Genomic DNA, 26,015 nt, shown 5'->3' on the forward strand with positions numbered 1-26,015 from the left:
AAAAAAAGGGCCGCCATCGGCGACCCTTTACGGGTAATTGTCGATAATTAATTTGTAGCAAGACCGAAGTTGCGCGCCAATCCGCCAAGACCATCCTGGAAGCCGCTGCCGACTGCGCTGAACTTCCACTCGCCGGAATGACGGTAAAGCTCGCCTACGACAACTGCAGTTTCAATCGAGAAGTCCTCACCCAGATCATAACGGATAAGCTCTGCTCCGCTTTGCTCGTCAATAATGCGAACGAAAGCGTTGGAAACTTGTCCGAAATTTTGGCTGCGTGCTTGCGCATCATGGATCGTAATGCTGAATGCGATTTTATCCGTATCCGCAGGAACGGCCGCAAGGTCAACTTTTACTTGCTCGTCATCCCCATCGCCCTCGCCTGTGCGGTTGTCGCCTGTATGAACTACGGAACCGTTGCTGTTCTTTGGATTGTTATAGAAGATGAAGTCCGTATCAGAACCTACTTTACCTTGGGCGTTCAAGCAAAATACAGAAGCATCAAGGTCAAAGTCATTGCCGCCGTCATATTTATTCGTATCCCAGCCTAGACCAACCGTAATTTTAGTAAGACCCGGGTTTGTTTTCGTAAGATCGACTTTCTGTCCTTTAGATAAGTTAATTGCCATTTGAAATGCCCTCTTTTCTCAATGGAATTATTGGTATTGACGAGCAAGAATATCGATATGGGCAGCATGAGTGCCTTCACCGATTGCGTTAAACTTCCATTCTTCATTGTTCCTGTAAAGCTCGCCAACAATCAGCGCTGTCTTGCCTGCATAATTGTCCGTCAAATTAAACCGAATCAGTTCTTGACCGTTAACCGGGTTAACGATGCGGATAAACGCGGATTTAATCATACCGAAATCCTGACGTCTGGATTCACATTCATAAATGTTGACCACGACAAGAATTCTATGTATGTAAGCCGGAACACGGTCAAGCTGTACGATAATTTGTTCATCATCGCCATCGCCTTCACCCGTAATATTGTCGCCCGTATGGAAGACCGATCCGTCACGGCTCTGCTTATTATAGAAACAAACGAGATTTTCCTGCCCGCTTAGCCTGCCATTTGCATCAAGCAGCAATGCCGAAGCGTCACAGTCAATGTTCGCCGCTTTCTTCATGCCGAAAAATCCGCTCTTTACCGCTGCAGGGTCCCAACCTAAGCCGACGATTACTTTGCTTAGACCAGCATTTCCCTTTGTAAGGTCAACCTTCTGACCTTTAACGAGAGAGATAGCCATTCGATTTGCACCCCCTTTCCATAATCGTTGCATTTACAATTTTCGTTGTGATGACAAACGATTTAACCACTAATACGCTCATTCGACAAGCAGGTTCCAAAAAAATGAAGTCTCTACTATAATTCTACAAAATCTGAAATAATCCTCTTCTTTACGCAAAAACAATATAGGACCAGCAGCCCCATACCGAAGACATAAGCGGGACAGCCGCTACTCTAATTTTATATCATTTGCCAACCCAATTACAAATTTCTATAAATCAAGAAACTATTAGGCATGCTGTCGTCATTTCTCGTGTTAAAACAGCTGTCTTGCGGGTGGTTTTGTCGAAAAAGATAATCATCCGGCTGCTTTTTGCCGATACAAGAATTGAGCATGCCTACTCTTTTTTCTAAAAAAAGGGTGGAAAAACGAGGTTATAAGCGAGATAATTATAGATAGTAAATACACGCTCCCGAGGTGTTCGAATGGATTTTATAAAAAGAAATAAAACCGGGCTGATCTTCGCCATTTTGATCCTCATAAATGGTTTGTTTTTATTGTCGCTGTACCTTTCTAATAATTAGTACGCATGTCTACTTTCTCAGACATAACCAAAGCCCGACCGTGGGAGGTCGGGCTTTTTCTTTATACACTAATTTTATATTCCTTCTTCAAGTACTTATGAATTCGAGTGAAATCCTCTTGCGTCAATTGTTTAAGTCTACGGTTATTAAACTCTTTCCCCAGAATAATGCCGATCGTCTCTGCTGCTAGGCCATTGTTCGCCATAATACGAGCACTTCCATAGGCTTTAATCGTGGCGCCGACGTTTTTGCCTATAACTATTACATTCTCGTATCCCTTCAACATGAAGGAGCGCAGCGGCATTCCGTAACGATCCGGAAATCCGAACCCGATACCGTTCGGAATCTGTTTTGTGCCTTGCAAATCCAATGCATAACCGCCGATGCTGACATTATCCCAGAACATTCGACTGCTTTTAAGATCCGACTCATGAAGAATATAGTCCGTTTCAAAACGATTATAATCGCGGATGTATAGATAGTCGGGATAACCGTTTAACTCGGCTTTCTCGAAGCCGGGCAATTTTTCACGCAGAAACTGGAGTATGTACGGTGCTTCTTCTTTAGCCTTTTGAATCGCTTTCCTGACGGAGGCCTCATTGGAAGGATCGACATCATAAATAAGCAGAGCGTTAATGATGACTTGGCCTTTCTTTTGATTGAGAGCATTAATTCCTCGCAGGTTAAGCTGTGAATCCTTAGGTTTGTATTGACTCATGACTTTCCCGTATCCGGTTGCGATGGTCCGATCAACGTAGGTGTTTGCGCCGTATTTTTTCTGAAGATCAGATAGCGGATACTCTTTAAGAGAAGATTGATGAAGCTTCTTCCAATCCACATTTCTGAACTTAAGCATCAACGTTGCAGCCATGTAATCCGGCTTATCTTTAATAGCACTCAAGGTTTCCATCCCTGGAATACGACGGATGTTATTGAGTTTGCTAGTCAGTGCATTATGATCGGTATTTTCCACGAAATAACTGGATTTTACCGTGTGAATCGTGGAGCTATTTTTAAATTTATAGGTGATCGATTGAAGCACTTGCTCTTTCTGATGCGGCACAGAAGAGGCAGTTAAAACCGTGATGTTATTGTGCATGGGAATGCCTTTGATTAGTTGATTATAGTATTTTTGAAAATCTGCTGTACTGCGTATTTTACCCGCTTTATATCCATCAAACAGCCGCTTCATTTCTCCTTGCACAAGGCTGCGATTATTCTTATCGTTGGGCTCATCAAGAAATTGCATTTCACCTAAGATTAATTCTCCGCCAGGTTTTTCATGGGGATCAAGAACGAGAACGGAACGGCCATTTTTACGTGCAGCTTTCGCTAGAAGGATGCCTTGAAGCTCGCTTCCGATTACGACAATGTCATAGCTAGTGCAATTTGTTCCACAGGACTTCGAAGACTTCTTCCTCTCAGCAGCTTCCAATAAGGTGGCTACAGGAAAAAAGGATAGGACGATAATAAGAAAAACAGAACCGACAATTTTAGCGTTTTGTTTCTTTCTTACAGCTTTCATCTGAATGATTCATTTCTCCCTTCACGTTGTTTGTAAGAAAATTATACCATTTTAGAATGTGTTATACCAAGATTTTGTCGATTGGTGTTGTTTACGATGTTCAATCCACGCAAAAAAGCGACCTAATACGGTCGCTTTTTCATGGTCTCGCAGATATAAAATCTTTATATGTAATGACAGTATGAGCTACACCAAAAATAATAGTTGGTACTATCGCAAAATAATTATAAAGCCACATTTCGGCTAATATGAAATAAATAACTGGGAAAATCGCCAAACAGAAATGGACAAGTCTATTTGTATGTCCAGCAAATAATAGAATCCATAACACATAATAAGCAATCAAAAATATAGCCATGCCAATGATGTAATTGCTTTTGAAAGATATCGTTTGTTTTGATAGTACAATCACAAGAAGAGCTATATAGACAAATTGGCTGCCGTGTTCAATTAAATCTAACGCTTTATGACTTTTTCCAGACCCTCTTGTTGGTATTAACTTTGGATTAGCAAAATAAAGCAGGTTAGGTATCATAGGTAATACAACAACCAAAAAACCTTTCCATGAAAATCCCCAATCATAATCCATGGATAATTGCTCCTCTCGAGCAAAATATAAATAACCTCTTCAACAATAACTACAGCGAGAAATCAGTAACACCCTTTTTATAAGCATATTTCAACGAATACGTTGCATCTTCTTCTCCATAAGGCATTGTAGCTATCTTTATACGGGTATAATCAAGCCTGCTTTCTCTTAAAACTCTTTTGACCAAAGCTATACTCCGTTCTTCTTCCGTTATGACACAAAATAGATTAAGAGCATACTTCTTCGGGTCGGAAATACAATTCCCCATATCAAAGCCATCGACATGCCCTAAGTTAGCTTCTGCTAGAGCTATCTCCAAGTACTCCATTACTTTATCCTTTAACCAGTTGTCACGTTGGCTGCCTTTTGCACTTTTCAGCGGATACTGTACGACTAGCCAAAATTGATCGCTCATTCGAATTCACCACCCATTCCACGCATACTATTTACAATTAAATGCTTTCGAACACACTCGCCCTTTACCATTCATTGTAGCAGAGAAAATTTGTAAATGAGTTTTTCTTTATTTAGAAAGTGACGCTTGACTCGCTATTTGTAGTACCGTATAGTACTAATATGAAAAAAAATACACTTAGCAATAAAGATGTTGCTCTGCAATCCGCTTTTACATTGTTTCTTACTAAAGGATTTCTGGCAACAAGCATGGACGACATAGTCGCGCATAGCAAAGTTTCAAAAACAAATATTTATTACTATTTTAAAAGCAAGGAGGAGCTTCTGCTCGCTATTGTTAATCAGTTGATCGCACATTACGAGCAGCGAATTAATCATATTGTGTCGCAAGCTGAGCTCTCTGTTCAGGATAAATTAGAAGCAGTGCTCCACATTTTAAGCGATAATAGTGAACAAAATAATTACCTTGGCGGTTGTCCTTTCCTGACTCTGTACACACAGACGCCTATTGACGCTGTTGAAATTAGAGATAGAATTAAGCGTTTTTTTGAAAACCAGCTGCAAGGTGTGGAATTGATTTTAGCCCAAGGAATTGCGCGGCAAGAACTGAAGGCAGACCTGCCCGTTCAACAAACAGCTGCGTTGATTGTCTCCTCTATTGAGGGTGCTCTCTTCTTGGCTCAAGCCTCTAACAACCAAGACTTGATCAAAAATTTATTTCCTGCTTTAGCTTCCATGCTAAAGTAATTTTTTTAATCGAATTAGTACTGATTAGTACTAATAAAATAATAAAGGAGTGTTTTTTATATGAATATCTTCCTAACCGGTGGGACTGGTTATATCGGTAGACATCTGCTCGCTGAGTTAGCTTCTCAGCATCAGATTTATGCGCTTGTACGTCAAGAAAATCGACTTCGTACCGTCATCAATCAGTTGGTGCCTGATCAACAGTCCAACATTGTACCCCATTGAAGGCGTTCTAACGCAGCCTCGGTTAGGTTTAAGTGATGCCAGCTACAAGCAATTACTTGCAGCGGATCTGATCATTCACGCGGGCGGTCCAATGAATATTGAGCTGAGCCTCAGTGAAGCAGAGCAGTCTTTTCTTTATCCTGCAAAATCTCTTGTTCAGCTAGCAAAGGATATTCACGCAGCAAAAGGATTAAATCATTTTATCCATGTCGTAGGCTTTATGAGTCCTTATCATGAACATAATGCACTATCGGATTTAGATCATTTATTAGACAATCAGCCGCCCTATGAGAAAATGAAATTTTTAGCGGACTCTTATATACGAAAATCTCTCCATAGCGTGGGCATTCCTTTATCTACAGTTAATCCTAGCGTCATTGTCGGGGACTCTTTCTCGGGGAAAACGGAACAGCTTGGCGGCCTCAGCATTTTAGTCGATGCTGTAAGGCGAAAGCTTATGCCGCTTGTTCCAGGCGGAGACGATTATTGGCTGCCAATGGTACATATAGATCATGTAGCTTCTTTTATTTCGAAGCTTGTTAATACAGAAGGATTAACAAGCAATACCTACTATATGTTAGACGCTAAGCAAGAGAGTCCATCCATCCGAGCTTTCATCCAACTCATGGCACGCGAATTGCAGACAGCTCAGCCGCTAGGAAAGGCAAAGGTTCCTCTTCCGTTATTAAAAACGTTGCTTGGAATGGGTGCCGGTAAAGTGCTTGGTATTCCTAAAGAATCGATGAGCTTCCTCGTTAAGTCGGAATTCCCTGTCGACAGCAAATTAGAAATCGAACAAAAGAACGGCATGAAATCATCCGTCGTTCCATCCACACTTCCCTTTATCATTAGCGATTTGGATTACCGATTAAATCATTTAGGCCAAAATCAAAATGGGACGGACGATTTTTATCAACGAAGAAGGGCTAACTTAATTTTGCTAGAGAAAGATAGCGATGAACCGCCTATTATTTTTCTGCATGGGACGTTCAGCAGTGCGGATACCCTTTTGCCTATCTCGCGGTTTTTAAGTGATTTAAACACTTGGTTCGTAGATTTACCTGGGTTTGGGCGCACCCCTTATCATCATAATCCTTCTGTGCTGGAAGGCTACGTAGAGAGCGTCATCGCGATGATCGCCGAGTTGAACAGACCCGTTTTATTAGTAGGGCATTCATTTGGCGGATTGATTGCAGCTCAAGTGATGGAACGGCTGCCCCCAATGATCAAACAACTCATTTTAATGCAGCCCGTACTGCATCCTATCCAACCTAAATATAAATTTCGACGTGCTACAAGCTTCATTCTGAAATATATGAAGCCTGCGCTTTTGGAAAAAGAACTGCTTCAAACCAAGAGCTTCCTATCATCCAGTCCTTTATTGAAGGATTACGCTCGCTCTGTGACTCGTGATTTAAAATCGCCCCGCATCCGCAAAACCAACGCTGCGGTCATGTCTTACTTAACTCAATCAAAGTCGATTCAATTAAATCCTGTGGCATGGGATAAAAGTAAGGTTAAGATCCTATGGGGAACTTTGGACAAAGACCACTACATCCCAAAGCAATTTGAGCACCTCGATATTACAAATATTGAGTATGGTCATCAGTTTCCGGTTGAATCCCCTGAGTTAACCGCCGAATGGATTTCTGGGGTTGTGAGAGTGTAAGGGCTTTATAAGTCGGATGGAGCAGAAAAGCGACCTCATGAGGTCGCTTTTCTGCTCGTAATGGTGGAGACGAGCCGCAGCTGTGCAAAACCACAATTCGCCGCCGCGTGATGAAAACAATTGTTTGCGAAGGTTTCTTGCTTATCTTAGTTTAGAGCTGCTCCCCTGCTTTGACTAACATGGATTGAGTATCAATTAATAGTCCTGCCGATTTCATAAAGTCAAAGCCAATGATTCCGTCAATATCCATGCCGTAGTCCATACTTCCAATTTCCACTTGGAAATGCTCTATAGACCGATCATCAAAGTGAATGGCATCCATACTCTTAGTGTACACGTATTCCACTCCGCCTACGCCTCGAATAGTATCCACAACGTCATTCTCTTCTGGAACTACACCGATTTCTCTTACTAAATCAGCATTGAATAGCGTACTCGCCGATCCTGTGTCCAACAGAACCTTGTTCATTTTTAACTCATTACCTTTGAAAATAATCGTAACACTCACAAAAGGCAGTCCATGTTCCTGAACAATGTTCATCTAGGCCCCCGAACTCCCACATATCGTTCCCGCGCAACTAATTCGGGACGAGATGTATGAAAAAAACAATATTCACGATGAGGATGCTCCCGATGCAATTCACCGTAACGTCGCATCGCCTCTGTCGAATCCGAAAACGTATCGATGACGATAACTTCTTCAATGTAACGGTGACCTTCTTTCGAGTGTGCCTTTGTCGCTTCCAAAACGACCCACTCTTTCGGAAAACGCTCCTGCACTTCTTCCCAACGCATCTCGCCACCTCCGAACCATTTTGTTTCCTTTATACTATCATAACAACAATCCGACCGGAAATGGGTTCAGCTCAATAAAACATCATGTCTCGGCATCCAAGTCCTAGTGCATAATGTCCCAACAAGAAGAACTTAATCAACACGGTGGAAGAGCTGGATGAAGCGCATGTAAACAACGTAGAGGCTCAGTAGCAGCAACAGGCCGCAATGATCGCCAGAAGTAAGCACCGTATTATAGCAATGGAAGATTCAACAGAAAAAAGCGATTTTGATAGGTCGCAAGCAAAGCATAAATTTGTTTGAATGCCTTGATTTATTCCACCAATTCCCCATTAATAAACGTCATTGATTTATCTTTGAATTCTAGAATAAAAGAGTGTGGATAATTCGGTTCGTTACGGATCTGTGTCCCCAACATATACTCGTTACCGACATCATCAAAAGGGTTATGAAACAAGCCTCTAGGGGTGTATCTTGTTTCATAACCAATCACGTTGTCATTTTCATCGTATATAAATTTACTTTTCCCCGAGACCAGCAAGTCCTTTCCATTCTCTAAAGTTAAGTGAACCTCCAGACGACCGTTGTTCTTGTTATAAACGATATCTACATCCTTAGATGACACTCGAGTCCCAATGGCGAATAGCCAAATAAAAGCTACAGCCAGTAAAAGGACCACCGAGATGGAGATAATGACTTTCCTTCTGTTTATTTTTTTCACTTTTTTAAAGTAATTGAGTTTTTCTGCCTCAGCTTTATCAATTTTGGGCATCGAGAGGCCTGTGTCCCCTGTCATTTCTCGATGAAACTGGCGGCATGCCTCGCATGATTCCAGATGCTTATCGATTTCTTCATTACTATACGAAGAAGTTAGCTTTTCAATATAGGAAGGTAGCAGATCCCGGATCATATCGCATTTCATAACGATCTTCCTTTCATCAATTTTTGTTTCCCTCGGTAAAAGGTAACTCTTGCCCACGACTCATCTCTGCCGAGAATTTCTCCAATCTCCCGAAAACTAAATTCTCCGGTCAAACGCAGGTACAATACTTCTTTCGTATTCGGATCGAGCAGATGGAGCTGTTTGAATAAGTCCATTTTGTTCTGAGCCAAAATAAACTGTGATTCTGTCAAATTTGAATCCGTAAGAGAGTGATCTTCTAATAGGTCAGTGGGCCTCTTCTGCTGCTTGTCCAGCTCTTGGTACCAAACATGCTTAGCAATCTGGCAAAGCCAAACGTATACTTTACAGCTTCCATCGTATCTATGTATCGACTTTATCGCTCTATAAAAGGTTTCTTGGGTGATCTCTTCTGCCAGCAAGTGATTATGACAAAGGCTGAATACGAATTTATATACTTGGGTCGAATATTCCCTGTATAATCGCTCGGTGTCCTGCATCTGTTCACCTCCTCAAGTTATATATCCGTAAATGATGATAAACGTTACAACTTATTTTGAAATCAGAATAATTTTATTTTAAAGAACTTCACTTATCATATATATGTTATTTGTCATCATGGAAAACTATCTTAGGGAACTTCAGATTATTGACAGTAATTGTTTGAATGCGTGCAGCTGGATTAAGTTATGGGGCAGGTGATGTAGCAATTTCAATGCAGAATATTATGGCGCGAGGGTCGGGCATTCCTGGAGAACAATAGCGAGGGAGAGTTAGACCGTTATTGAAAGCATTCCGAGGGACGCATAAGTTGTGGATTTATCCACAAAAAATAGGAGCCCTTGTATAATTAAACTGTTTGGTATTAATGGGGGCGAGGGGGTACTGGAATCTATATTCAACTTGCTAACGAAGCCGACTGCCCGACGACAACTTTAGCGTCCGCGAAGCAGTTCTTTGAAGCCATCTCATACGCTCCCAGCGTGGGGGCTGAACCATGGGTTCGCACCCCTCCGATATCTCCATAATAAAAATAAGACCCCGACCATTTGAAGTGCACCCCTTATAGTGGACATTGGAAAAACACCCTAGTGTTTAGCCAATGAAAACTATAGGGGTGCTTTTCGTTATGGCAAAAAAGGGACAATAATTTGTGTCATACAGCTTTGAAACGAAGAAAAAAGCAGTTGAGATGCGACTTCAAGGAATAACGGCAGGGAAAATTGCCGAAGAGCTAGGGATAGTTGATGTTGGACGAGTGAAGACCTGGATGCGTCGGTACAAACAGATGGGAGAATTCGGCTTAACCGACACGCGAGGAAAGCGGAAAGAATATGTCGACGAGAACCGTTATGTTAAGCGGCTCGAAATGGAGAATGCCGTTCTAAAACAGTGGTTGGCTATTACGAAGGCGGAGGTGTACCAGAAAAGTGTAGGATCGTTGAAGAGCTCAGAGAGTATTTCACCGTTACAGCGCTTTGCAAAGAAGTCGGTCTCTCCAAGAGCGGATTCTATGCCTATCTTAAACGAAAAGCCGTAGACAAGGACAAGTCCTCCAAAGCGATCATTCGCACCACGTATGAACGCTATAAAGGTATTTACGGCTACAGGCAAATTCAATTGTTTATGTACCAAGATCATGGGGTATGGATGAACCACAAGAAGATTCTGCGTCTCATGCAGGAAATGGGGCTGCAAGCTAAAATACGCCGCAAATTCCGTCATCATCGATCTTGGAGCTTAGGTGACAGAATCGTGAGAAATGTGCTGTATCGCAATTTTGAAGCACTTCAACCTAATCAGAAGTGGGTCACCGATGTTACACAATACAGAGTGAAAGATAGCTGGTTGTATCTCTCTACCATCAAAGACTTATGTCAAAACGAAATAGTCGCTTACAACATGAGCTTACGCAATGATAAGGAGCTTGTAATCCAAACGTTTTCCAAAGCATTTGAAAAGGAAAAGGACGTGACGGGGGCTAATCGTTCACAGCGATCAGGGATCCCAGTACACGTCCTACGACTACCACGACATGCTGCCAAAGGTTGGTGCCCAAATCAGCATGTCTCGACGAGGCAATTGTTACGACAATGCCTCAATGGAGAGCTTCTTCTCACATTTGAAGACGGAAGCACTCTATCCATATGATATCCGATCCATCAAGGAAGCACAAAGCAGAATTGAAGAATATATCCATTTCTACAACAACTATCGTCCGCAGAGAAAATTAAATAAGCTGCCTCCGGTACAATACCGGAAACAGCTTATTGGATAGGGCTTTTTCTAATTGTCCACTAAATGGGGTCTTGACCAATTCGGTCGAGGTTTTATTTTTATTATGGAGGAGAACTGTGGTTCAGCAAACCGACAATTCCGCCAAGATTTATATGTTTATTACGGGAAGGAGAATAGATTACTCCCTTGCTTGCCAGAGCCTTCCCTTTATTTTAATCGATTAAAGCGTCATTAATGGAAGGTTGAGCTTACTTTCCTCGATATTCGTCTTCTCAGTCTCACGAGTTATTTGATACAGGCGCTGTAAAGAAGCTCTTCTAAAAGAAGACTTATATTTAGAAATCAATATGTTTTCAAGAAAACTAACAAACTCCTTTCTTTCATACGCGCTTGAATATCTTCCACTAGAAATAACTTTCTCCCAACTATTATCGGAGTTATCAGTCACATTCGATAAAGCTTGTAGAAAATCCACTTTTAATTTACTCCATTTTACGTAAGAATGTGCTAATCCTTCAAGTACTGCATCTTTGTTAGGAGTCGTATTATAAAGATCCCAAAGCTTTTGGGATATAGATTTATTTTGATTTAGGTCTTGTATCTCACTCGTAAACTGGGTGTAAAGCATCGTTGTTAACAGTTCGACCTGACTATTTTGGCTATCTAATAGAACATTTAGATTTTTCATCATATTCTTATTTTGACTACGAACTCTTATATTTCTATTTTTAAACTCACCAGTAAAGCCCAGATTCGCCAGTTGAATTAGATGATCTTCCTTTAACAAATTCATTTCTAAGGCATTAAATATTAGCCATCTTAGATAAATGTCATACTCTGATTCCTCAATTGATTCTTTTGTTAAGATAGGTATTACCTTCTCTAAAAGTATTTTAATTAAATCACGGAACTCCTCATTTTCTAGTTTACTTTTTGGGATCATCCCTAAATGATAATGCATAATCCAATTTATACCGAATACAAGCTCTCTTGTCTCTATCTTATCTAAGAATTTTATTTCCAATTTAAGTATATATAATTGAAAATCCCAGTCATTCTCTATCTGTATAACTTGTTTTAATAACAACAATATTTCTTGAGGTATATTTTCTGACTGTAAGAATTCTCTTAACTCCGAAAGTATTGCTTGGTCTAAATGACCTTCAACTATCTCGTTAAAGTTTGTTCGCAACCAGACGCAGAACTTATGTGCATTATATTTCACATCACTTTTTTGATTAATAATTCGATTAACTTCACTAAGTACATACTCATATTTGTCGAAGTCAAGTGTTAATTGGAGACCACTTGTCAGCTCTATCGGATTTATATTAACAAAATACCGCAAATTCAATTGGAATACTCCTCCATAAATCCTGGAAACGTCCTTATCATCATCCTTAGAGAATATCTGCTGTAGAAGCTCAAAGTTTCTAATATCAAGTAGATATCGAAATATTTTTAATAAAGTGGTGGTGAACCTATCTGTTTCATGTGCAAAAGCGGATACAAAGTCTTCAAATAAATAACTTTCTTTTTTTATAAAATTCAAGATATTAGGATTTATAAATCCAGGGAAATAAACAATAACCTCATACTCTTCTATTTGTTCGAAACTCTCTGCATGGATATTATAAAGAGAAACTATTTTCAATACAGCAAGCATATAAAGCTTATTCTTATTAAAATCACAATTCTTTTCTAGTTTATTAATGTAATTGTCCAGATAAGGTACATCATACGGTTGCATGAATCTCTTATCATCATCAATTATTTTTAACATTGTTTTAGAAATACTTGCGAGAACAAAATGAGGCATCTCAATGTCCAAATAATTTATCAAGTTAAAATGAAGATGCTTATGTATATCCACAATAACAGGCTCATTAGTGAGTTGATTTAACTTATTCCACGCAGTAATTACTCTGTAAGAATCCAGATTACATTTAATAGCATACTTAATACCTAGAATCAAAATCTCTTTTTCATCACATTCGAAAGCAAATCTTATAGCAGATTTAAAATCATCATCTATCCCGTATAAATTATCGTAGATTTCCCATATCAAATTTATATTGTATGAATCATAGTTATATAGCTTCTTATTTAAAATGGGCTTAATGACTTGATTCTTCACTTCGTCTGAAAAGTTCCCCAATTTTGTTATAAGCACATCATCATCTACAATAAAACCCTCATCCAATAAAGTCATAGCATATTGTATTGCACTAATTTCATTTCTTGGTACTCTCATTACACGATCCTCGATCATGTCAATAACTAGATTTGCCCCTCTTTTTAAATATTTATCAGGAAATTTAATATCAATTTCCGATCTACATACATCAATCATACTCGAAACTTCACCCGGGCGCGTTCTACCTACCCTTCCAGCAAAAAATAATACTACATTTCTCCAATGCGGTGATATAGCTATACTACTAAATCTATTGTCACGCTCGTTAGTATCAGACGATGTATCTACTAAATGAGCTGCTGCTAAAAACTCTCTCATGCTTGTCAATGGAAACCCAACTTTACCCTTTGGGTTATTTGTAATCAAAATTAATCGTTCTTCAGCTTCCTTAATTATTCGTGCAATAAATTTTTCAAGACCATCTTTATCGAGCATTGGATTTTGATTAGCGATGTACGTCTTAACATGCTCTTGAAATTCACTTTCTTCCATGAGGGACGCTGTTTCATCAGTCTCGACCCTTTTTTGCAACACGTATGCAATATATTTATGAAGTCCTATAATTAATTCTTTATCTGTTCTTAATAGATCAATATTCTTTTTTTGTTCACGCTGATATATAGTATCCATGTAAGTTTCAAATAACTCTTCTCTTTGCTTAGGCAATATTCCGCGAGCCCTAATTATAACTAAAACTATTGTTACTTCAAGTGGTGTAGTGGTTAAAACGCTAATAACTTTATCTTCAAGACAGATTGAAAACTTATCAAATATTCTTTTAGCTTCTTCGTTATCATACCTTTTTGCATCAATCCATTTTTTCGTATACTCCAGCGCTTGGCCACCGGAAAGTTTTTGCACATTCAGATGGAGGAAACGCGAAGGATCAAACTCATCAGTATACCCAAACGGCCGTGTAGTAGCTATCACTTTAATATCTGCATCAAATAGTTCTCTAAACTCTTTAATGTTGGTTATTGTACTTGTAACAAGGTTATTCTTTAGTTTCTTCTCGGGCACTTCATCCAAGCCGTCTAAAATAAGCAGGACAGGCTCTTTCTTCAAAATTTTATGAACATCATCAGCATTAATCTCTCTACCTGTAACACTGGTAACACGTTCAGCCAAATAGACCAATAAGTTCCGACTACTGTTTTCAGAAAACCATTGTGCATAGTCTTTGAGCACAACTCTAAAAGGAATTCGCACTCTCGATTTTTCAATTTCTAGAACATAGTTTTCATCATAATTTTTAAAGAATTTTGTACTTTGTTTTGTTATTCTTGCTCTATGTATTTGTGAGACGAATTGTGTAAGTGTTGACTTCCCCTCACCTGGCCCTCCCACTAAAACAATATCTGAAATATGATCATCTAGTAGATAAGTTAAAGCCGAGTGATCCTCTTGTCTTGTAGTGGCTAGTTCATCCCATAGCATGTCAAACACTTCGTCTTTATCTTCATTTTTTTTAGTGACAGGTTTTACATTTACATCAATAAACACATCTTGTAATTCAACACGCTTGTCCTCGGAATCGCCTGCATCATCAAGCACAGCATGTTTCTCATCTTTATCTAATAAATTAAAACAGTACGATTTAATTACATCCCCTAAGTATGTCTGCTGACTTTCAATCCCCTCAAGTAAATAATCCAATAAATCTCCACTTGTTATACATTCTCGATACGTTCTTCTAATGCCCGGGTTAGCATCTAGTAAACCACAAATCTCATCTGCGCCTAAAATAGCTATATTTTTAACTTTAGAATATTTTATTGCAATCTGCTCTTTAATAATATCTTTTGTACCAGTTTGAAAGACAGGACTTAGTGGGACATTAGTCATTAGAATAAAATTATCGCATTCATGCATATATTTCTCTGTTACTTTTCTTAACTCACTATCGACCTCTTCCAATATTTTCTTTCTTGCTTTATTTACGCCTACTAGCGATACGTCATGGTATTTCACTTGAAATATCCATGAACCATCCCATTTCTCTGCGGTGCTGGGAAAATTCGCCTTACCTCTGAATGTTGCCTCACGTGCCCCATCTTTACCCGCTCCATAAATTTCTACACCATTCCCTATAAATTGCTGTATGAGACTTTGACACATTCTTTCGAACTCAATATGTCCTATTTTGCCAAGATCATATTTCGGCATAAAATTCCTCCTAATTATTCTTTACCCTATATTTCTCCAAAATTATATATTTTCCCTTCTTTCGAGAGTAATCGACACGACAACACCTAACATACTATATGTAAATCTACACGACACTTAAATTGATCGATGTTTGGAGAAGTTCTGAAATATTCACTAAGGAACTTGAGGAAAATTAAAAGCGCTGTGAACGATCAATCCAGTAACGGCTTTTTGCTTTTCAGATGCCTTTTCAAAAATCTGTATAACTAGCTGATTTTCATTTCAAAGCCCTAAGTGACCAGTCACCGAATTTTAGAGCGTATGCCAAGATACTAATATAAGGCTTGGATTCTTTCCCTAATTTCTTTATTCCCGATTTACAGAACTTACGCTTTACGTAGGCGTAAAAACCGCTTTGAGTGTTTTATAAAGTTCAACTACCGTATACCATTTAGATTTCTGCTCAATGTTACTTATAGCGCACGCCTCCTTCATCCGGATTTCCAACCACTTTTTTAGCACCTCATTCTCCCGTTGAAAACTTTGTATGTGACGATCTCCTCGATATATTTCTCTTGGATCCATTAAGCCAAGACATGCCGCTAGAAAACAAAAAACAGCTGTCACTGAAGATGTTCTGAGACGACTACCCTATAAATTAAAGAATCATAAAGCAATCTGGGATCTCTCCGAAATCATGAAGTTCGTTACAAGCTATGCAGAAAAAGTTCATATGGAACATGTAGAGCTAAGTATTTATGAAAAACAAAATCCACAACCTCACTTGGTAGTGGATTTACATGGTGGAGGCGAGGAGATTATTGTAACTCTATCCTATGGCTAATGAAGCCGACTCTTCGATGACTACCTTAGCGGTATATTCCAATGCCTTGCTCGTCCGCGAAGCAGCTCTTTGAAGTGATCTCATTCGCTCCCTGCGCGTGAACTGAACCCCGGGTTTTCCCCCTCAGGCATCTCCATAGATAGAGAAAGGGACCGGCACAATGGCCAGTCCCTTTCTCTATAATTATGGAGGCGAGGAGAGTATTGGAATCATGATTATCCTGCTGTCGGAGCCTTCTCCCTGATGACTACCTTAGCGGTAGATTCCAATGCCGTGCTCGTCCGCGAAGCTGCTCTAGGAGGCAATCTCATTCGCTCCCTGCGCGCGGACTGAACCCCGGGTTCGCCCCCTCAAGCATCTCCATTATAAAAATAAGACCCCGACCATTTGGTCGAGGCCTTATTTTTATAATGGAGGCGAGGGGAGTCGAACCCCTGTCCGAAGATCACGCCACACAGGCTTCTACGGGTGTAGTCACGGTATTGATGTCACCCGAGCGTCGTCCCGTAACCGACTACGCGTTGGGTCAGCCTGATTATCTTCTTCCGTCGACCCCAGGCGGAGACCGAACGGCGTATCCCACTACTTGTTAGCCCCTAGTCTAGTCACATGGGCGATGCTAGGTAGGAGCACGCTCACAGGTTATTAAGCTGCGAAAGCGTAGTTGTTTTGTTGTTTGCCAGTTAATTGGCTTTAGCGTTGATGAAGCAGACGACTCCCTGCTACCCGCAACCCGCGCTCGTCCAATCCCCGTCGAATCCATAAACGCCCCCGAAATGGCATAAACGGCCCTCTGCAGCTTCAACCCGCCCACAGTTACCGATTAGCGCAAGAAACGCTTAGAATCGCCGTACAGCGCCCTAACAAGGCATCTGATCTAGCGAGCGCGAATGCATAAATCAATATGCCGTTCGCAAAAGAAAAACAATGAATCATTAACGCTCCATTAGTATAACACGATTTCGTCCCGCTCCGCCGAACTTCTTGCTGGCAGTCTGGCCGAAAGCTGGAATGAACGGAAATGCCGCTCAAAAGGCATCTAACGAGCTACTTTCTGCTTCTCGCGCATTGCGCGCTGGATGTCGCGTTGAGCATCCCGCTTCGCCGCCGTGTCGCGCTTGTCGTACTGCTTCTTGCCTTTGCCAAGGCCGATCAGCAGTTTGGCGTAGCCGTTGCGCACATAAATCTTAAGGGGCACAATCGAGTAGCCTTCTTGCTTGGATTGACCGAGCAGCTTGTGTATCTGCTGCTTGTGAAGCAGCAGCTTGCGTGCTCTGGTCGGATCGCTCGGATTGTGACGGTTGCCTTGCTCGAACGGGCTGATGTGCATGTTGTGGATGAACATCTCGCCGTTTCGAATCGTCGCGAACGCGTCGCTAATATTGGCTCTGCCGTTACGCAGCGACTTGATTTCCGTACCTGTCAGCACAATGCCTGCTTCATACGTTTCTTCGATGAAGTAATCATGGGAAGCCTTTTTATTTTGCGCGAGCAGCTTGCCATCGCTCTTATTGCTTGCCATTTGTCCGTCACCTCTCGTCGATACGTTCTCCACTTGATTGTCCCGATGATCCGGGCTAGAAATATATTGTAGCAAAAATCGGGCACTGTATGCAATGCCGCCAACTGTCTGCAAATGGAGCAATTCAATTCAGTTCCAGCTCCATCTTCCGAACATAAAACAAAAACCGTCCCGACCCGAAGGTCAGGACGGTTTCGCTCGTAAATTAAACTATTACAGTTTAACTACGTTTTCTGCTTGTGGTCCACGGTTGCCTTGAACAACGTTGAACTCAACGCGTTGGCCTTCTTCAAGAGTTTTGAAGCCTTCGCCAGTGATTGCGGAGAAATGTACGAATACATCGTTGCCGCCTTCAACTTCGATGAAGCCAAAACCTTTCTCAGCGTTAAACCATTTAACTGTACCTTGTTGCATGTGTAAAAACCTCCACAAAATAAAATTAATATGCGCCTGTTTCGTTATTTAAAACAAAAAATTCACACATTGGAAAAGGTTCCATGACTTTAATGACACCCTTTTCAATATGTGAATTCAGGTTCATATCATCAATTGCTTTGAGTGTACTATACCGCATTTCAAAAAGCAAGCGACAAGCTTAAATATATTTTGCCAGCTTATCCATAACACGGCGCAGACTGCATCGTCATCGGCACAGCCGCGCCATGTTGCTTGAAACAGGGGCACACCCTTATTTATTTTCGATTTTTGCGCACGAACGCTGCGGTGGAGTTGCCGCCGCCGCCTCCGTTTTTCTTCTTGCTCTTCTTGTTTTTCCCTTCTTCGGTCGTTTTATTCACCGGCTCCGAAGACAGATTATTATTTTTTTTGTGTGAGCGGCCGTCACTGGACGGCTTGCCGCTGCGTTCAGGTCCCCTGCCGCTGCCGCCGCGTCTTCCGTCGCGACGATCCGAACGAGGATCCTCTCCCGTGTCGCCACCCCAGCTTTTGCTGCCCTCAATGATCGGCAGTCCCCACATATCAGTACGCGGCACGCTCTTGCCGCCCCGTACTCGTCTGCTTGGCGCCAGCGGCTCCGTAGCATTGCCCCACGGCGTCGCCGCTTCTCCGGCGCCTGCTGCTGCCGCCGCACTGCCTTGCGCGTCGCCGCGCCCGTGTTTCCCGCGCTTGCCCCTGCCTTCGCCCTCGCGCACATGCTCGAGCGCGCCGTCCGCTCCTGCGTTAGGCGCCGCTGCCACAGCTTCGTCAGCGTTCTCGCCGGCGCCGCGGCCCCGCTTGCGGCGCTTGCCTTTGCGTTCGCCTTCGCCGCTCCACGCTCCCGCGCCTGCGCCAGGCCCGCGCTCGCCTGCCGCGCCTCTCGCTCCCGCAGCAGCTCCACGCTCGCCAGCGCCGCTTCTCGCGCCTGCGCTCGCCGCACGTTCGCTTGCTCCGCCGCGTGCCGCTGCGCCCGTCTCGCGCTCGTCTGCGCCGCTGCGCCCGTGCTTCCCGCGCTTGCCGCGGCCTTGCTCGTTCTCGCCTCCGCGGTTGCTTCCGCGTCCGCTATCGCGCCCTTCGCCTCCGCCGCGGGCATCGCGGCCTTCGCCGCCACGGCCGAACTTGCCGCGTTTGCCGCCGCGTCCGCGCTGGCCGCCTCGACCGGCGTCGGCAAAGCCTTTGAAGCCGCCTCTCGCCTTCATATCGACCATCTCAAAATCGATCGTGTAGTCGTCCATATTAACCCGGCCGACCCTGACGCGTACCTCGTCGCCTATGCGATATACCTTCGATGTGCGCTCTCCGATCAGCACCATATGCAGCTCATGGAAATGGTAGTAGTCATCCGTCAGATCACTTAGACGGATAAGTCCCTCTACCGTATTGCTAAGCTCCACAAACATGCCGAAGCTCGTCACGCTGCTAATAATGCCGTCGAACTCCTCGCCGACCTTATCCTCCATGAGCTCGCACTTCTTCAACCGCTCTGTATCGCGTTCGGCATCGACCGCCACCCGCTCGCGCTCTGACGAATGCTGCGCGATGTCCGGCATGCGCGCCGAAAGAGCTTCATGCCGCTGCTCCGAAAGCGCCCCGCCGCCCTCAATCACTTCCCGAATAATGCGGTGAATGACCAAGTCGGGGTAACGGCGAATCGGGGACGTAAAGTGCGAATAGAACTCCGCCGCCAGCCCGAAATGACCCAGGCTCTCGGCATCGTACTTCGCCTGCTTCATGGACCGGAGCATCATCGTGGAGATAACCGTCTCTTCCTTCTTGCCGTGAATTTCATCCAACAGCGTCTGAAGAGCGCGCGGATGGATCGCGTTGCCCTTACCGCCTTTCACGACATACCCGAAGTTGGAGGCAAATTGCATGAAATGCATCAGCTTTTCTTGATCGGGATTTTCGTGAATTCGGTACAGGAACGGCACGCGCAGCCAGTGGAAGTGCTCGGAGACCGTCTCGTTCGCAACGAGCATGAATTCCTCGATCATTTGCTCGGCTACCGAACGCTCGCGCTTCACAATATCGACCGCTTTACCGTTCTCGTCCACGATCACTTTCGACTCTTGGAAGTCGAAGTCGATCGCTCCGCGCTTCATCCGTTTCTTGCGCAGCTTCATCGCCAGCTCTTCCATCAGCGTGAACATATCGAGCAGCCCCGCGTACCGCTCCTTCAGCTGCTCCAGCTCGACCAGCGCTTTCTCACGCTCAGCTTCCTGCTCAGCCCGCAAGCGACGGCGCTCTGCAGCCGCTTCCTCCGCTGAACGTGCAGCTTCTTCACCGTCCAGCTCGCCGCCAGCAGCCCCTGCCGCTTGTTCCGCGTCAAGGGGATCGCTGCCTTCAAGCTCCTCGTCCGGAAGCTCCGGTACGCCAGTCAGCAGTTTGCGTACGTTCGAGTACGTCATGCGCTCTGTTGTCTTGATCACACTTGTAAAAATATCATGGCGCACCCGCTTCAGCGTCTTCGCCTCGAATTCCATCTCACAGCTGAGCGTCAGACGGTCAACCTGCGGATTAAGCGAGCAAATGCCGTTCGACAAGCGGTGCGGCAGCATCGGGATGACACGGTCGACCAAGTACACGCTTGTACCGCGGCGAAATGCTTCCTGATCGAGCTGCGATTTCTCTCGCACATAATAGCCCACGTCTGCGATATGAACGCCCAGCAAATAGTTGCCATTCTCCAGCCGTTTCACATGCACCGCATCGTCCAAGTCTTTGGCGTCCTCGCCGTCGATCGTCACGATCGTTTCACCGCGCAGATCACGGCGGCCCTGCTGGACGATCTCCTCCTCCGTAATGGAGTCGGGAGCCGCCTCCGCTTCCTCCATCACTTCGTCCGGGAAGCTTTCCGGCAGCTGATGCTTGCGAATAATCGACAAAATGTCGATACCTGGGTCGTCTTTGTGCCCCAATATTTCGACAATCTCACCCTGCGCCGCCGAGCGCCCCTCAGGATACGTCACAATTCGCGCTACAACCTTTTGCCCGGTTACAGCTCCTTGAAATTCGCCGCGAGCTATGAAAAGATCGCGATTAATCCGTTTATCGTCAGGAATGACAAAGCCGAATGCCTCGTGATTCTCGAACGTGCCGACAACCTGCGTTACCGCCCGTTGTACGATACGAACGACCTCGCCCTCCAGCCTGCCGCCGCCTTCGCTTTGCGATGTAATGCGCACGAGAACAATGTCGCCGTTCATTGCGCTTTTCTGATCGTTTGCATGAAGATAAACATCCGGGTGGTCCTTGTCGTCAGGAAGCAGGAACGCAAAGCCCTTCGCATGGGCTTGAATACGACCTCGCAGCAAATTCATCCGCTCAGGCACGCCGTACCGGTCGTTGCGTGTGCGAATAATTTTGCCTTCCTCCTCCATCTGGGTAAGCAGCTTCAGAAATTCCTTGAACTCCACGGCATCCTCAATGCTGAAATGCTGTTCCATTTCTTGATAAGTCATCGGCTTGTAGGCCGTCTCGCGCATGAAATCCAGCAGTTGTTGCTCTTGCATCATATTTGTCCTTGTCACCTCATACACCGGAGGCCGTTCTATCATCACTTGCATCACTTGCTACCGGTTGATAGATTATCATATACCATTTAGTATACACGAAATCGCTCGAACGCATCCGCACATTTCCAGAAAAACAAAAAAAGCGAAGGTTTCCCTTCGCTTTTTCCTTAGCCGATATTTAAGCTTGCACCCAGTAGGACACGATCAAAGACAGCAAGAAGAATCCGACTGCCAGACCTACCGTCAGACGCTGCAGAAACAGGTCGAGGCCACGAGCCTTCTGTTTGCCGAACAAGTGCTCAGCACCGCCGGAGATTGCTCCCGACAAGCCAGCGCTTTTTCCTTTTTGCAGCAATACCACCGCGATCAAACCGATCGAGAAAACAACGAGCAATATTTTCAGAAAAATTTCCATTCCATCTACACCTCCAACACAGGAGTTCCGTTTAAACAGATAAATTGATTTTAACATAGCCTATATCCGAATTCAATAGTTTATCGGGACATGTCAGTTCGGCCACTTTTTCCCTGTTAGGATTTGAAAAAATCAAAGTTGAGCCTCGCGCTTTCCAGCGGCCCGACTGCATACTGCTCCTGCTCGATCACAATATATTCGACGCCGCATCTTGCCGCTTCGTTCACCATCCCGGCGTAGCCAACTTTCCCTTTGCCGATCTCCACGTCTTTGCGCCCATCGTCTAAATCTTTAAAGTGCGTCAGCGGCATCCGGCCCGCATAACGGCGCAAATAATCGGTCGGACGGTAACCCGCCACATGTACCCAGCCGAGGTCGAACTCCATCGTCATCAGCTCGGCGGGAACGAGCTCCAGTAAGCGATCGATCGCCGGGATTCCATCGACGAGCTTGAATTCAAACTCATGATTATGGTATCCAAATTGAAGACCATAGCTCTTCGCCATTTCTCCGCAGCGGATGAACTGCTCGGCCAGTCGGTTGATATCTACCAACGTCGGCTTCTCCGGCAGCGGCGCCCAAGGAACGACGATATGGCGAAGCCCCAGCTCCTTGCCGTACGTCAGTTGAGCCTCGAAATCGCTCATGATGCGTTCGGGATTGGAAAAGTTAAGCCCGACGTGAGCGGACGGCGCATCCAGGCCAAGGTCAGACAATCGCTGCTTCAACACATGGACCGACGTATCGAAATACCCGGCGAACTCCACCGCCTTATAGCCGATCTCGGCGACCTGTCCGAGTGTGCCCAAAAAATCGCTGGCCGTCAAATCGCGTAAGGAATACATCTGAATTGCAATTACCGGTTGCTTCATGGGAGTGCACCGCCTTTAATGTTCTGGATGTCTGATTTGGCCGCAGCCGCAGCTTCAGCTTCAGTGACAGCCTAAAATCGCAGCCAATCCCTATCCGTATTCCACTCCCGCAAGCCGTTTTCCTTCTGCAAAATTGCGACATCCCGGATTTCCGGTTTGAGCCAGAAAACCTCTTTTCCGCATAAAAAAGAGAGAGCATTCGGGCCCGAATGCTCTCTCTTGCTATCCATTCAGACGGCCGATCGGCCGCTTGAAGGCTTATTTGAAGTTTTTCAGGTTGTAGAATGCGGATTTGCCCGCATATTGCGCCGTGGAACCGAGTTGGTCCTCGATGCGGAGCAATTGGTTGTATTTCGCTACGCGGTCCGTACGGGACGGAGCGCCAGTTTTGATTTGACCGGCATTGGTTGCAACCGCGATGTCGGCAATCGTGCTGTCTTCGCTCTCGCCGGAACGGTGGGAGATAACAGCTGTGTAGCCTGCGCGTTTTGCCATTTCGATCGCGTCGAACGTTTCTGTCAGGGAACCGATTTGGTTCACTTTAACGAGGATCGAGTTGCCTACGCCTTTCTCGATGCCATCGGACAGACGCTCAGTGTTCGTTACGAACAAGTCGTCGCCAACGAGTTGGACTTTGTCGCCCAATTTGTCAGTAAGCAGTTTCCAACCTTCCCAATCGTCTTCGGAGCAGCCGTCTTCGATTGTGATAATTGGGTATTTATCAACCCACGAAGCAAGCAGGTCAACGAATTCAGCGGATGTGAACGATTTGCCTTCGCCTTCGAGGTGGTATTTGCCGTCTTTGAAGAACTCAGTGGAAGCGACGTCCATACCCAGGAATACGTCAACGCCTGGTTTGTAACCAGCCAGCTCAATTGCGGAAATGATCGTTGTGATCGCTTCTTCATTGGAGCCCAGGTTTGGAGCGAAGCCGCCTTCGTCGCCAACTGCTGTGTTCAGGCCTTTGTTTTTCAGAACCGATTTCAGGCTATGGAAGATTTCAGCACCGATGCGCAGTGCTTCTTTGAACGTTGGAGCGCCAACAGGCAGAACCATGAACTCTTGAACGTCGATGTTGTTGTCAGCATGCTCGCCGCCGTTGATGATGTTCATCATTGGAACTGGCAATGTTTTTGCATTGAAGCCGCCGAGGTACGTGTACAGGGACACGTTCAGGGCGTCAGCTGCAGCGCGTGCAACGGCCATCGATACAGCCAGAATTGCGTTTGCGCCCAGTTTGGCTTTGTTAGGCGTACCGTCCAGCTCGATCATTTTACGGTCGATTGCGACTTGATCCAGTGCGTCCAGACCGATAATTTCAGGAGCGATGATTGTGTTTACGTTCTCGACAGCTGTCAGAACGCCTTTGCCGAGGTAACGGCTTTTGTCGCCGTCGCGAAGCTCAACAGCTTCGTAAGCGCCTGTGGATGCGCCGGATGGCACGATCGCACGGCCTTGGCCGCCGGACTCGAGGGATACTTCAACTTCTACCGTCGGATTCCCGCGGGAATCCAGCACTTCGCGTGCGTATACGTCAACGATGATAGACATGAATGGAACACTCCTTTTATTCATTTTAATTTGAAATTCAAATCGGCCTCGCGGCTGATTCGATTATTACTTAACGAGCGACGTGCCAGTCATTTCCGCCGGTTTGGCCAGCTTCAGCAGATCAAGTACCGTTGGAGCCAAGTCGGCCAGAATGCCGCCTTCACGAAGCTCTGCGCCTGCGCGCGTTACGATGCAAGGCACCGGATTCGTCGTATGCGCCGTATGCGGACGGCCGTTCTCGTCGAACACCATGTCCGCGTTGCCGTGGTCGGCTGTGATAATAGCTACGCCGCCTTTGGCAAGCACCGCTTCGACAACTTTGCCGAGACATTCGTCCGTCGCTTCTACCGCTTTGATCGTCGGCTCCAGCATGCCGGAGTGACCGACCATGTCGGGATTCGCGAAGTTCAGAATGATCGCGTCATGCTTGTCGGCTTCGATTTCTTTCACAGCCGCTGCCGCTACTTCATAAGCGCTCATCTCTGGCTGCAAGTCGTATGTGGCGACTTTCGGCGAAGGGATGAGAACGCGCGTCTCGCCAGGAAGCTCGACGTCACGTCCGCCGCTGAAGAAGAACGTCACGTGCGGGTATTTCTCGGTTTCTGCAATGCGCAGCTGCTTCTTGCCGTTCTGCACAAGCACTTCGCCGAGTGTGTTGTCGAGGTTCTTAGGTGAATATGCGACATAACCTCCAACCGTTTCGCTGAACAACGTCAAGCAGACAAAGTACAAGTTTTTCGGAGCGCGATCGCCGCGTTCGAAGCCGCGGAAATCTTCGTTCGTAAATACTTGTCCCAGCTGAATGGCGCGGTCCGGACGGAAGTTGAAGAAGATAACCGCATCCTCCGACTCGACAAGACCTACCGGCTTGCCGTCTTCGCCAACGATGACAGTCGGCATGACGAATTCATCATAAACCGATTTCTCATAGGATTCAACTACCGCTTTGATCGGATCGACATAAGTCGGACCTTCGCCATATACCATGGCGCGATACGACTTCTCGACTCTTTCCCACCGCTTGTCGCGGTCCATCGCGTAGTAGCGTCCTTGTACGGTTGCGATTTTGCCAACGCCAATCTCTTCGATCTTCGCTTGCAGCTCTTCGAGATAACGTTTGGCGCTGTCTGGCTGCACGTCACGGCCGTCTAGAAACGCGTGGATGTATACGTCGTCCAGCTCTTCCTTCTTCGCCAGTTCAAGCAAAGCGTACAAATGCGCGATGTGGCTGTGCACGCCGCCATCCGACAGCAAGCCGTACAGATGAAGCTTTTTATTGTTCGCTTTCGCGTGGCGCACGGCGCCCAGAAGCGTTTCGTTGTCGAAAAATTCGCCGTCCCGGATCGATTTGCTGATACGAGTCAGATCCTGGTACACGATACGACCTGCGCCGATATTCAAGTGACCGACCTCGGAGTTGCCCATTTGACCTTCCGGCAAGCCGACCGCTTCGCCGCACGCCGTCAGTGTCGTATGCGGGTAATTCGCCCAGTACCGGTCATAGTTCGGTTTTTTCGCTTGAGCGACCGCATTGCCCGTCACATCATCGCGCAAACCAAAGCCGTCGAGAATAATCAATGCTACTGGAGCCGTCATC

Annotated in this window: 22 protein-coding genes, 1 other RNA gene and 1 pseudogene; 6 read left to right on the plus strand and 18 right to left on the minus strand. The window is 45.1% G+C overall.

The features are described 5' to 3' along the window. Positions 1–47: 47 nt before the first annotated feature. From ACFVTB_RS15500 to ACFVTB_RS15520, 5 genes are all read right to left on the minus strand, one after another. On the minus strand, positions 48–629 hold the full coding sequence (locus ACFVTB_RS15500; RefSeq protein ID WP_387750642.1) for a TerD family protein: 582 nt from the start codon (positions 627–629) through the stop codon (positions 48–50). Positions 630–656: 27 nt separating this feature from the next. Next, positions 657–1,250: a TerD family protein gene (locus tag ACFVTB_RS15505; protein ID WP_387750645.1), complete on the minus strand. Its 594-nt coding sequence runs from the start codon at positions 1,248–1,250 to the stop codon at positions 657–659. Between the two features lie 627 nt (positions 1,251–1,877). Further along, positions 1,878–3,341, minus strand: a complete 1,464-nt coding sequence (locus tag ACFVTB_RS15510; RefSeq protein ID WP_387750648.1) for an FAD-dependent oxidoreductase — start codon at positions 3,339–3,341, stop codon at positions 1,878–1,880. Positions 3,342–3,480: 139 nt separating this feature from the next. Further along, the gene (locus ACFVTB_RS15515) at positions 3,481–3,930 is read right to left on the minus strand and encodes a hypothetical protein (protein ID WP_387750650.1); all 450 of its coding nucleotides are present in this window, start codon (positions 3,928–3,930) and stop codon (positions 3,481–3,483) included. Between the two features lie 49 nt (positions 3,931–3,979). Next, a complete protein-coding gene (locus ACFVTB_RS15520) occupies positions 3,980–4,345 on the minus strand; it encodes a hypothetical protein (protein ID WP_387750653.1) in 366 nt (121 codons plus the stop codon). A gap of 161 nt (positions 4,346–4,506) precedes the next feature. Here ACFVTB_RS15520 and ACFVTB_RS15525 point away from each other — a divergent pair, with 161 nt between their 5' ends. From ACFVTB_RS15525 to ACFVTB_RS15535, 3 genes are read left to right on the plus strand one after another with little or no spacing between them, the layout of a single operon-like run. Further along, positions 4,507–5,091, plus strand: a complete 585-nt coding sequence (locus ACFVTB_RS15525; RefSeq protein WP_387750656.1) for a TetR/AcrR family transcriptional regulator — start codon at positions 4,507–4,509, stop codon at positions 5,089–5,091. Between the two features lie 60 nt (positions 5,092–5,151). Beyond that, on the plus strand, positions 5,152–5,316 hold the full coding sequence (locus tag ACFVTB_RS15530; RefSeq protein WP_387750658.1) for an SDR family oxidoreductase: 165 nt from the start codon (positions 5,152–5,154) through the stop codon (positions 5,314–5,316). Continuing rightward, complete coding sequence (locus ACFVTB_RS15535; protein ID WP_387750661.1) at positions 5,303–6,985, plus strand: alpha/beta fold hydrolase; 1,683 nt, start codon at positions 5,303–5,305, stop codon at positions 6,983–6,985. Before ACFVTB_RS15530 ends, ACFVTB_RS15535 begins: the two co-directional genes overlap by 14 nt. A 151-nt stretch (positions 6,986–7,136) precedes the next feature. Here ACFVTB_RS15535 and ACFVTB_RS15540 read toward each other — a convergent pair whose 3' ends face one another. The 4 genes from ACFVTB_RS15540 to ACFVTB_RS15555 form a co-directional block, all read right to left on the minus strand. Beyond that, positions 7,137–7,526: a retropepsin-like aspartic protease gene (locus ACFVTB_RS15540; RefSeq protein WP_387750664.1), complete on the minus strand. Its 390-nt coding sequence runs from the start codon at positions 7,524–7,526 to the stop codon at positions 7,137–7,139. Then, complete coding sequence (locus ACFVTB_RS15545) at positions 7,523–7,780, minus strand: hypothetical protein (protein ID WP_387750666.1); 258 nt, start codon at positions 7,778–7,780, stop codon at positions 7,523–7,525. The genes ACFVTB_RS15540 and ACFVTB_RS15545 overlap by 4 nt, the downstream gene beginning before the upstream one ends. A 313-nt stretch (positions 7,781–8,093) precedes the next feature. Beyond that, positions 8,094–8,702: a zf-HC2 domain-containing protein gene (locus ACFVTB_RS15550; protein WP_387750669.1), complete on the minus strand. Its 609-nt coding sequence runs from the start codon at positions 8,700–8,702 to the stop codon at positions 8,094–8,096. After that, on the minus strand, positions 8,699–9,181 hold the full coding sequence (locus ACFVTB_RS15555; RefSeq protein WP_387750672.1) for an RNA polymerase sigma factor: 483 nt from the start codon (positions 9,179–9,181) through the stop codon (positions 8,699–8,701). The genes ACFVTB_RS15550 and ACFVTB_RS15555 overlap by 4 nt, the downstream gene beginning before the upstream one ends. A 692-nt stretch (positions 9,182–9,873) precedes the next feature. Between ACFVTB_RS15555 and ACFVTB_RS15560 the strand changes: the two are divergent. From ACFVTB_RS15560 to ACFVTB_RS15570, 3 genes and pseudogenes are all read left to right on the plus strand, one after another. Continuing rightward, a pseudogene (locus ACFVTB_RS15560) lies at positions 9,874–9,951 on the plus strand (hypothetical protein); the annotation flags it as partial. Between the two features lie 122 nt (positions 9,952–10,073). Next, complete coding sequence (locus ACFVTB_RS15565; protein WP_387750675.1) at positions 10,074–10,832, plus strand: IS3 family transposase; 759 nt, start codon at positions 10,074–10,076, stop codon at positions 10,830–10,832. Next, positions 10,783–10,959 (plus strand): IS3 family transposase, encoded by a 177-nt coding sequence (locus tag ACFVTB_RS15570; RefSeq protein ID WP_387750678.1) that lies wholly within the window; start codon positions 10,783–10,785, stop codon positions 10,957–10,959. The genes ACFVTB_RS15565 and ACFVTB_RS15570 overlap by 50 nt, the downstream gene beginning before the upstream one ends. Positions 10,960–11,139: 180 nt before the next feature. Here ACFVTB_RS15570 and ACFVTB_RS15575 read toward each other — a convergent pair whose 3' ends face one another. The 9 genes from ACFVTB_RS15575 to gpmI form a co-directional block, all read right to left on the minus strand. Next, positions 11,140–15,282 (minus strand): NACHT domain-containing protein, encoded by a 4,143-nt coding sequence (locus ACFVTB_RS15575; protein WP_387750681.1) that lies wholly within the window; start codon positions 15,280–15,282, stop codon positions 11,140–11,142. Between the two features lie 1,234 nt (positions 15,283–16,516). Beyond that, positions 16,517–16,881, minus strand: a transfer-messenger RNA (tmRNA) gene (ssrA, locus tag ACFVTB_RS15580). Between the two features lie 266 nt (positions 16,882–17,147). After that, a complete protein-coding gene (gene smpB / locus ACFVTB_RS15585; RefSeq protein ID WP_387750684.1) occupies positions 17,148–17,630 on the minus strand; it encodes an SsrA-binding protein SmpB in 483 nt (160 codons plus the stop codon). A gap of 213 nt (positions 17,631–17,843) precedes the next feature. After that, complete coding sequence (locus ACFVTB_RS15590) at positions 17,844–18,044, minus strand: cold-shock protein (RefSeq protein ID WP_028609190.1); 201 nt, start codon at positions 18,042–18,044, stop codon at positions 17,844–17,846. Between the two features lie 278 nt (positions 18,045–18,322). Then, complete coding sequence (locus ACFVTB_RS15595) at positions 18,323–21,580, minus strand: ribonuclease R family protein (RefSeq protein WP_387750689.1); 3,258 nt, start codon at positions 21,578–21,580, stop codon at positions 18,323–18,325. A 178-nt stretch (positions 21,581–21,758) separates the two neighbouring features. Further along, the gene (gene secG / locus ACFVTB_RS15600) at positions 21,759–21,995 is read right to left on the minus strand and encodes a preprotein translocase subunit SecG (RefSeq protein ID WP_387750692.1); all 237 of its coding nucleotides are present in this window, start codon (positions 21,993–21,995) and stop codon (positions 21,759–21,761) included. A 116-nt stretch (positions 21,996–22,111) separates the two neighbouring features. Next, complete coding sequence (locus ACFVTB_RS15605; RefSeq protein WP_387750695.1) at positions 22,112–22,867, minus strand: sugar phosphate isomerase/epimerase family protein; 756 nt, start codon at positions 22,865–22,867, stop codon at positions 22,112–22,114. A 258-nt stretch (positions 22,868–23,125) separates the two neighbouring features. Continuing rightward, entirely contained in the window at positions 23,126–24,418 is a 1,293-nt protein-coding gene (gene eno / locus ACFVTB_RS15610; RefSeq protein WP_387750697.1) for a phosphopyruvate hydratase, read from the minus strand. A 66-nt stretch (positions 24,419–24,484) separates the two neighbouring features. Beyond that, entirely contained in the window at positions 24,485–26,014 is a 1,530-nt protein-coding gene (gene gpmI, locus ACFVTB_RS15615; RefSeq protein WP_387750700.1) for a 2,3-bisphosphoglycerate-independent phosphoglycerate mutase, read from the minus strand. Position 26,015 lies beyond the last annotated feature (1 nt).

This window comes from Paenibacillus sp. NPDC058071, from assembly GCF_042885235.1.
GTDB lineage: Bacteria > Bacillota > Bacilli > Paenibacillales > Paenibacillaceae > Pristimantibacillus.

Coding starts and splice junctions, on each gene's coding strand:
- secG (WP_387750692.1), bottom strand. CDS start 21,995: ATGGAAATTTTTCTGAAAATATTGCTCGTTGTTTTCTCGATCGGTTTG.
- ACFVTB_RS15605 (WP_387750695.1), bottom strand. CDS start 22,867: ATGAAGCAACCGGTAATTGCAATTCAGATGTATTCCTTACGCGATTTG.
- ACFVTB_RS15555 (WP_387750672.1), bottom strand. CDS start 9,181: ATGCAGGACACCGAGCGATTATACAGGGAATATTCGACCCAAGTATAT.
- ACFVTB_RS15590 (WP_028609190.1), bottom strand. CDS start 18,044: ATGCAACAAGGTACAGTTAAATGGTTTAACGCTGAGAAAGGTTTTGGC.
- ACFVTB_RS15500 (WP_387750642.1), bottom strand. CDS start 629: ATGGCAATTAACTTATCTAAAGGACAGAAAGTCGATCTTACGAAAACA.
- ACFVTB_RS15520 (WP_387750653.1), bottom strand. CDS start 4,345: ATGAGCGATCAATTTTGGCTAGTCGTACAGTATCCGCTGAAAAGTGCA.
- ACFVTB_RS15545 (WP_387750666.1), bottom strand. CDS start 7,780: ATGCGTTGGGAAGAAGTGCAGGAGCGTTTTCCGAAAGAGTGGGTCGTT.
- ACFVTB_RS15595 (WP_387750689.1), bottom strand. CDS start 21,580: ATGATGCAAGAGCAACAACTGCTGGATTTCATGCGCGAGACGGCCTAC.
- ACFVTB_RS15505 (WP_387750645.1), bottom strand. CDS start 1,250: ATGGCTATCTCTCTCGTTAAAGGTCAGAAGGTTGACCTTACAAAGGGA.
- ACFVTB_RS15530 (WP_387750658.1), top strand. CDS start 5,152: ATGAATATCTTCCTAACCGGTGGGACTGGTTATATCGGTAGACATCTG.
- ACFVTB_RS15515 (WP_387750650.1), bottom strand. CDS start 3,930: ATGGATTATGATTGGGGATTTTCATGGAAAGGTTTTTTGGTTGTTGTA.
- ACFVTB_RS15510 (WP_387750648.1), bottom strand. CDS start 3,341: ATGAAAGCTGTAAGAAAGAAACAAAACGCTAAAATTGTCGGTTCTGTT.
- ACFVTB_RS15540 (WP_387750664.1), bottom strand. CDS start 7,526: ATGAACATTGTTCAGGAACATGGACTGCCTTTTGTGAGTGTTACGATT.
- ACFVTB_RS15525 (WP_387750656.1), top strand. CDS start 4,507: ATGAAAAAAAATACACTTAGCAATAAAGATGTTGCTCTGCAATCCGCT.
- ACFVTB_RS15550 (WP_387750669.1), bottom strand. CDS start 8,702: ATGAAATGCGATATGATCCGGGATCTGCTACCTTCCTATATTGAAAAG.
- smpB (WP_387750684.1), bottom strand. CDS start 17,630: ATGGCAAGCAATAAGAGCGATGGCAAGCTGCTCGCGCAAAATAAAAAG.
- eno (WP_387750697.1), bottom strand. CDS start 24,418: ATGTCTATCATCGTTGACGTATACGCACGCGAAGTGCTGGATTCCCGC.
- ACFVTB_RS15575 (WP_387750681.1), bottom strand. CDS start 15,282: ATGCCGAAATATGATCTTGGCAAAATAGGACATATTGAGTTCGAAAGA.
- ACFVTB_RS15570 (WP_387750678.1), top strand. CDS start 10,783: ATGGAGAGCTTCTTCTCACATTTGAAGACGGAAGCACTCTATCCATAT.
- gpmI (WP_387750700.1), bottom strand. CDS start 26,014: ATGACGGCTCCAGTAGCATTGATTATTCTCGACGGCTTTGGTTTGCGC.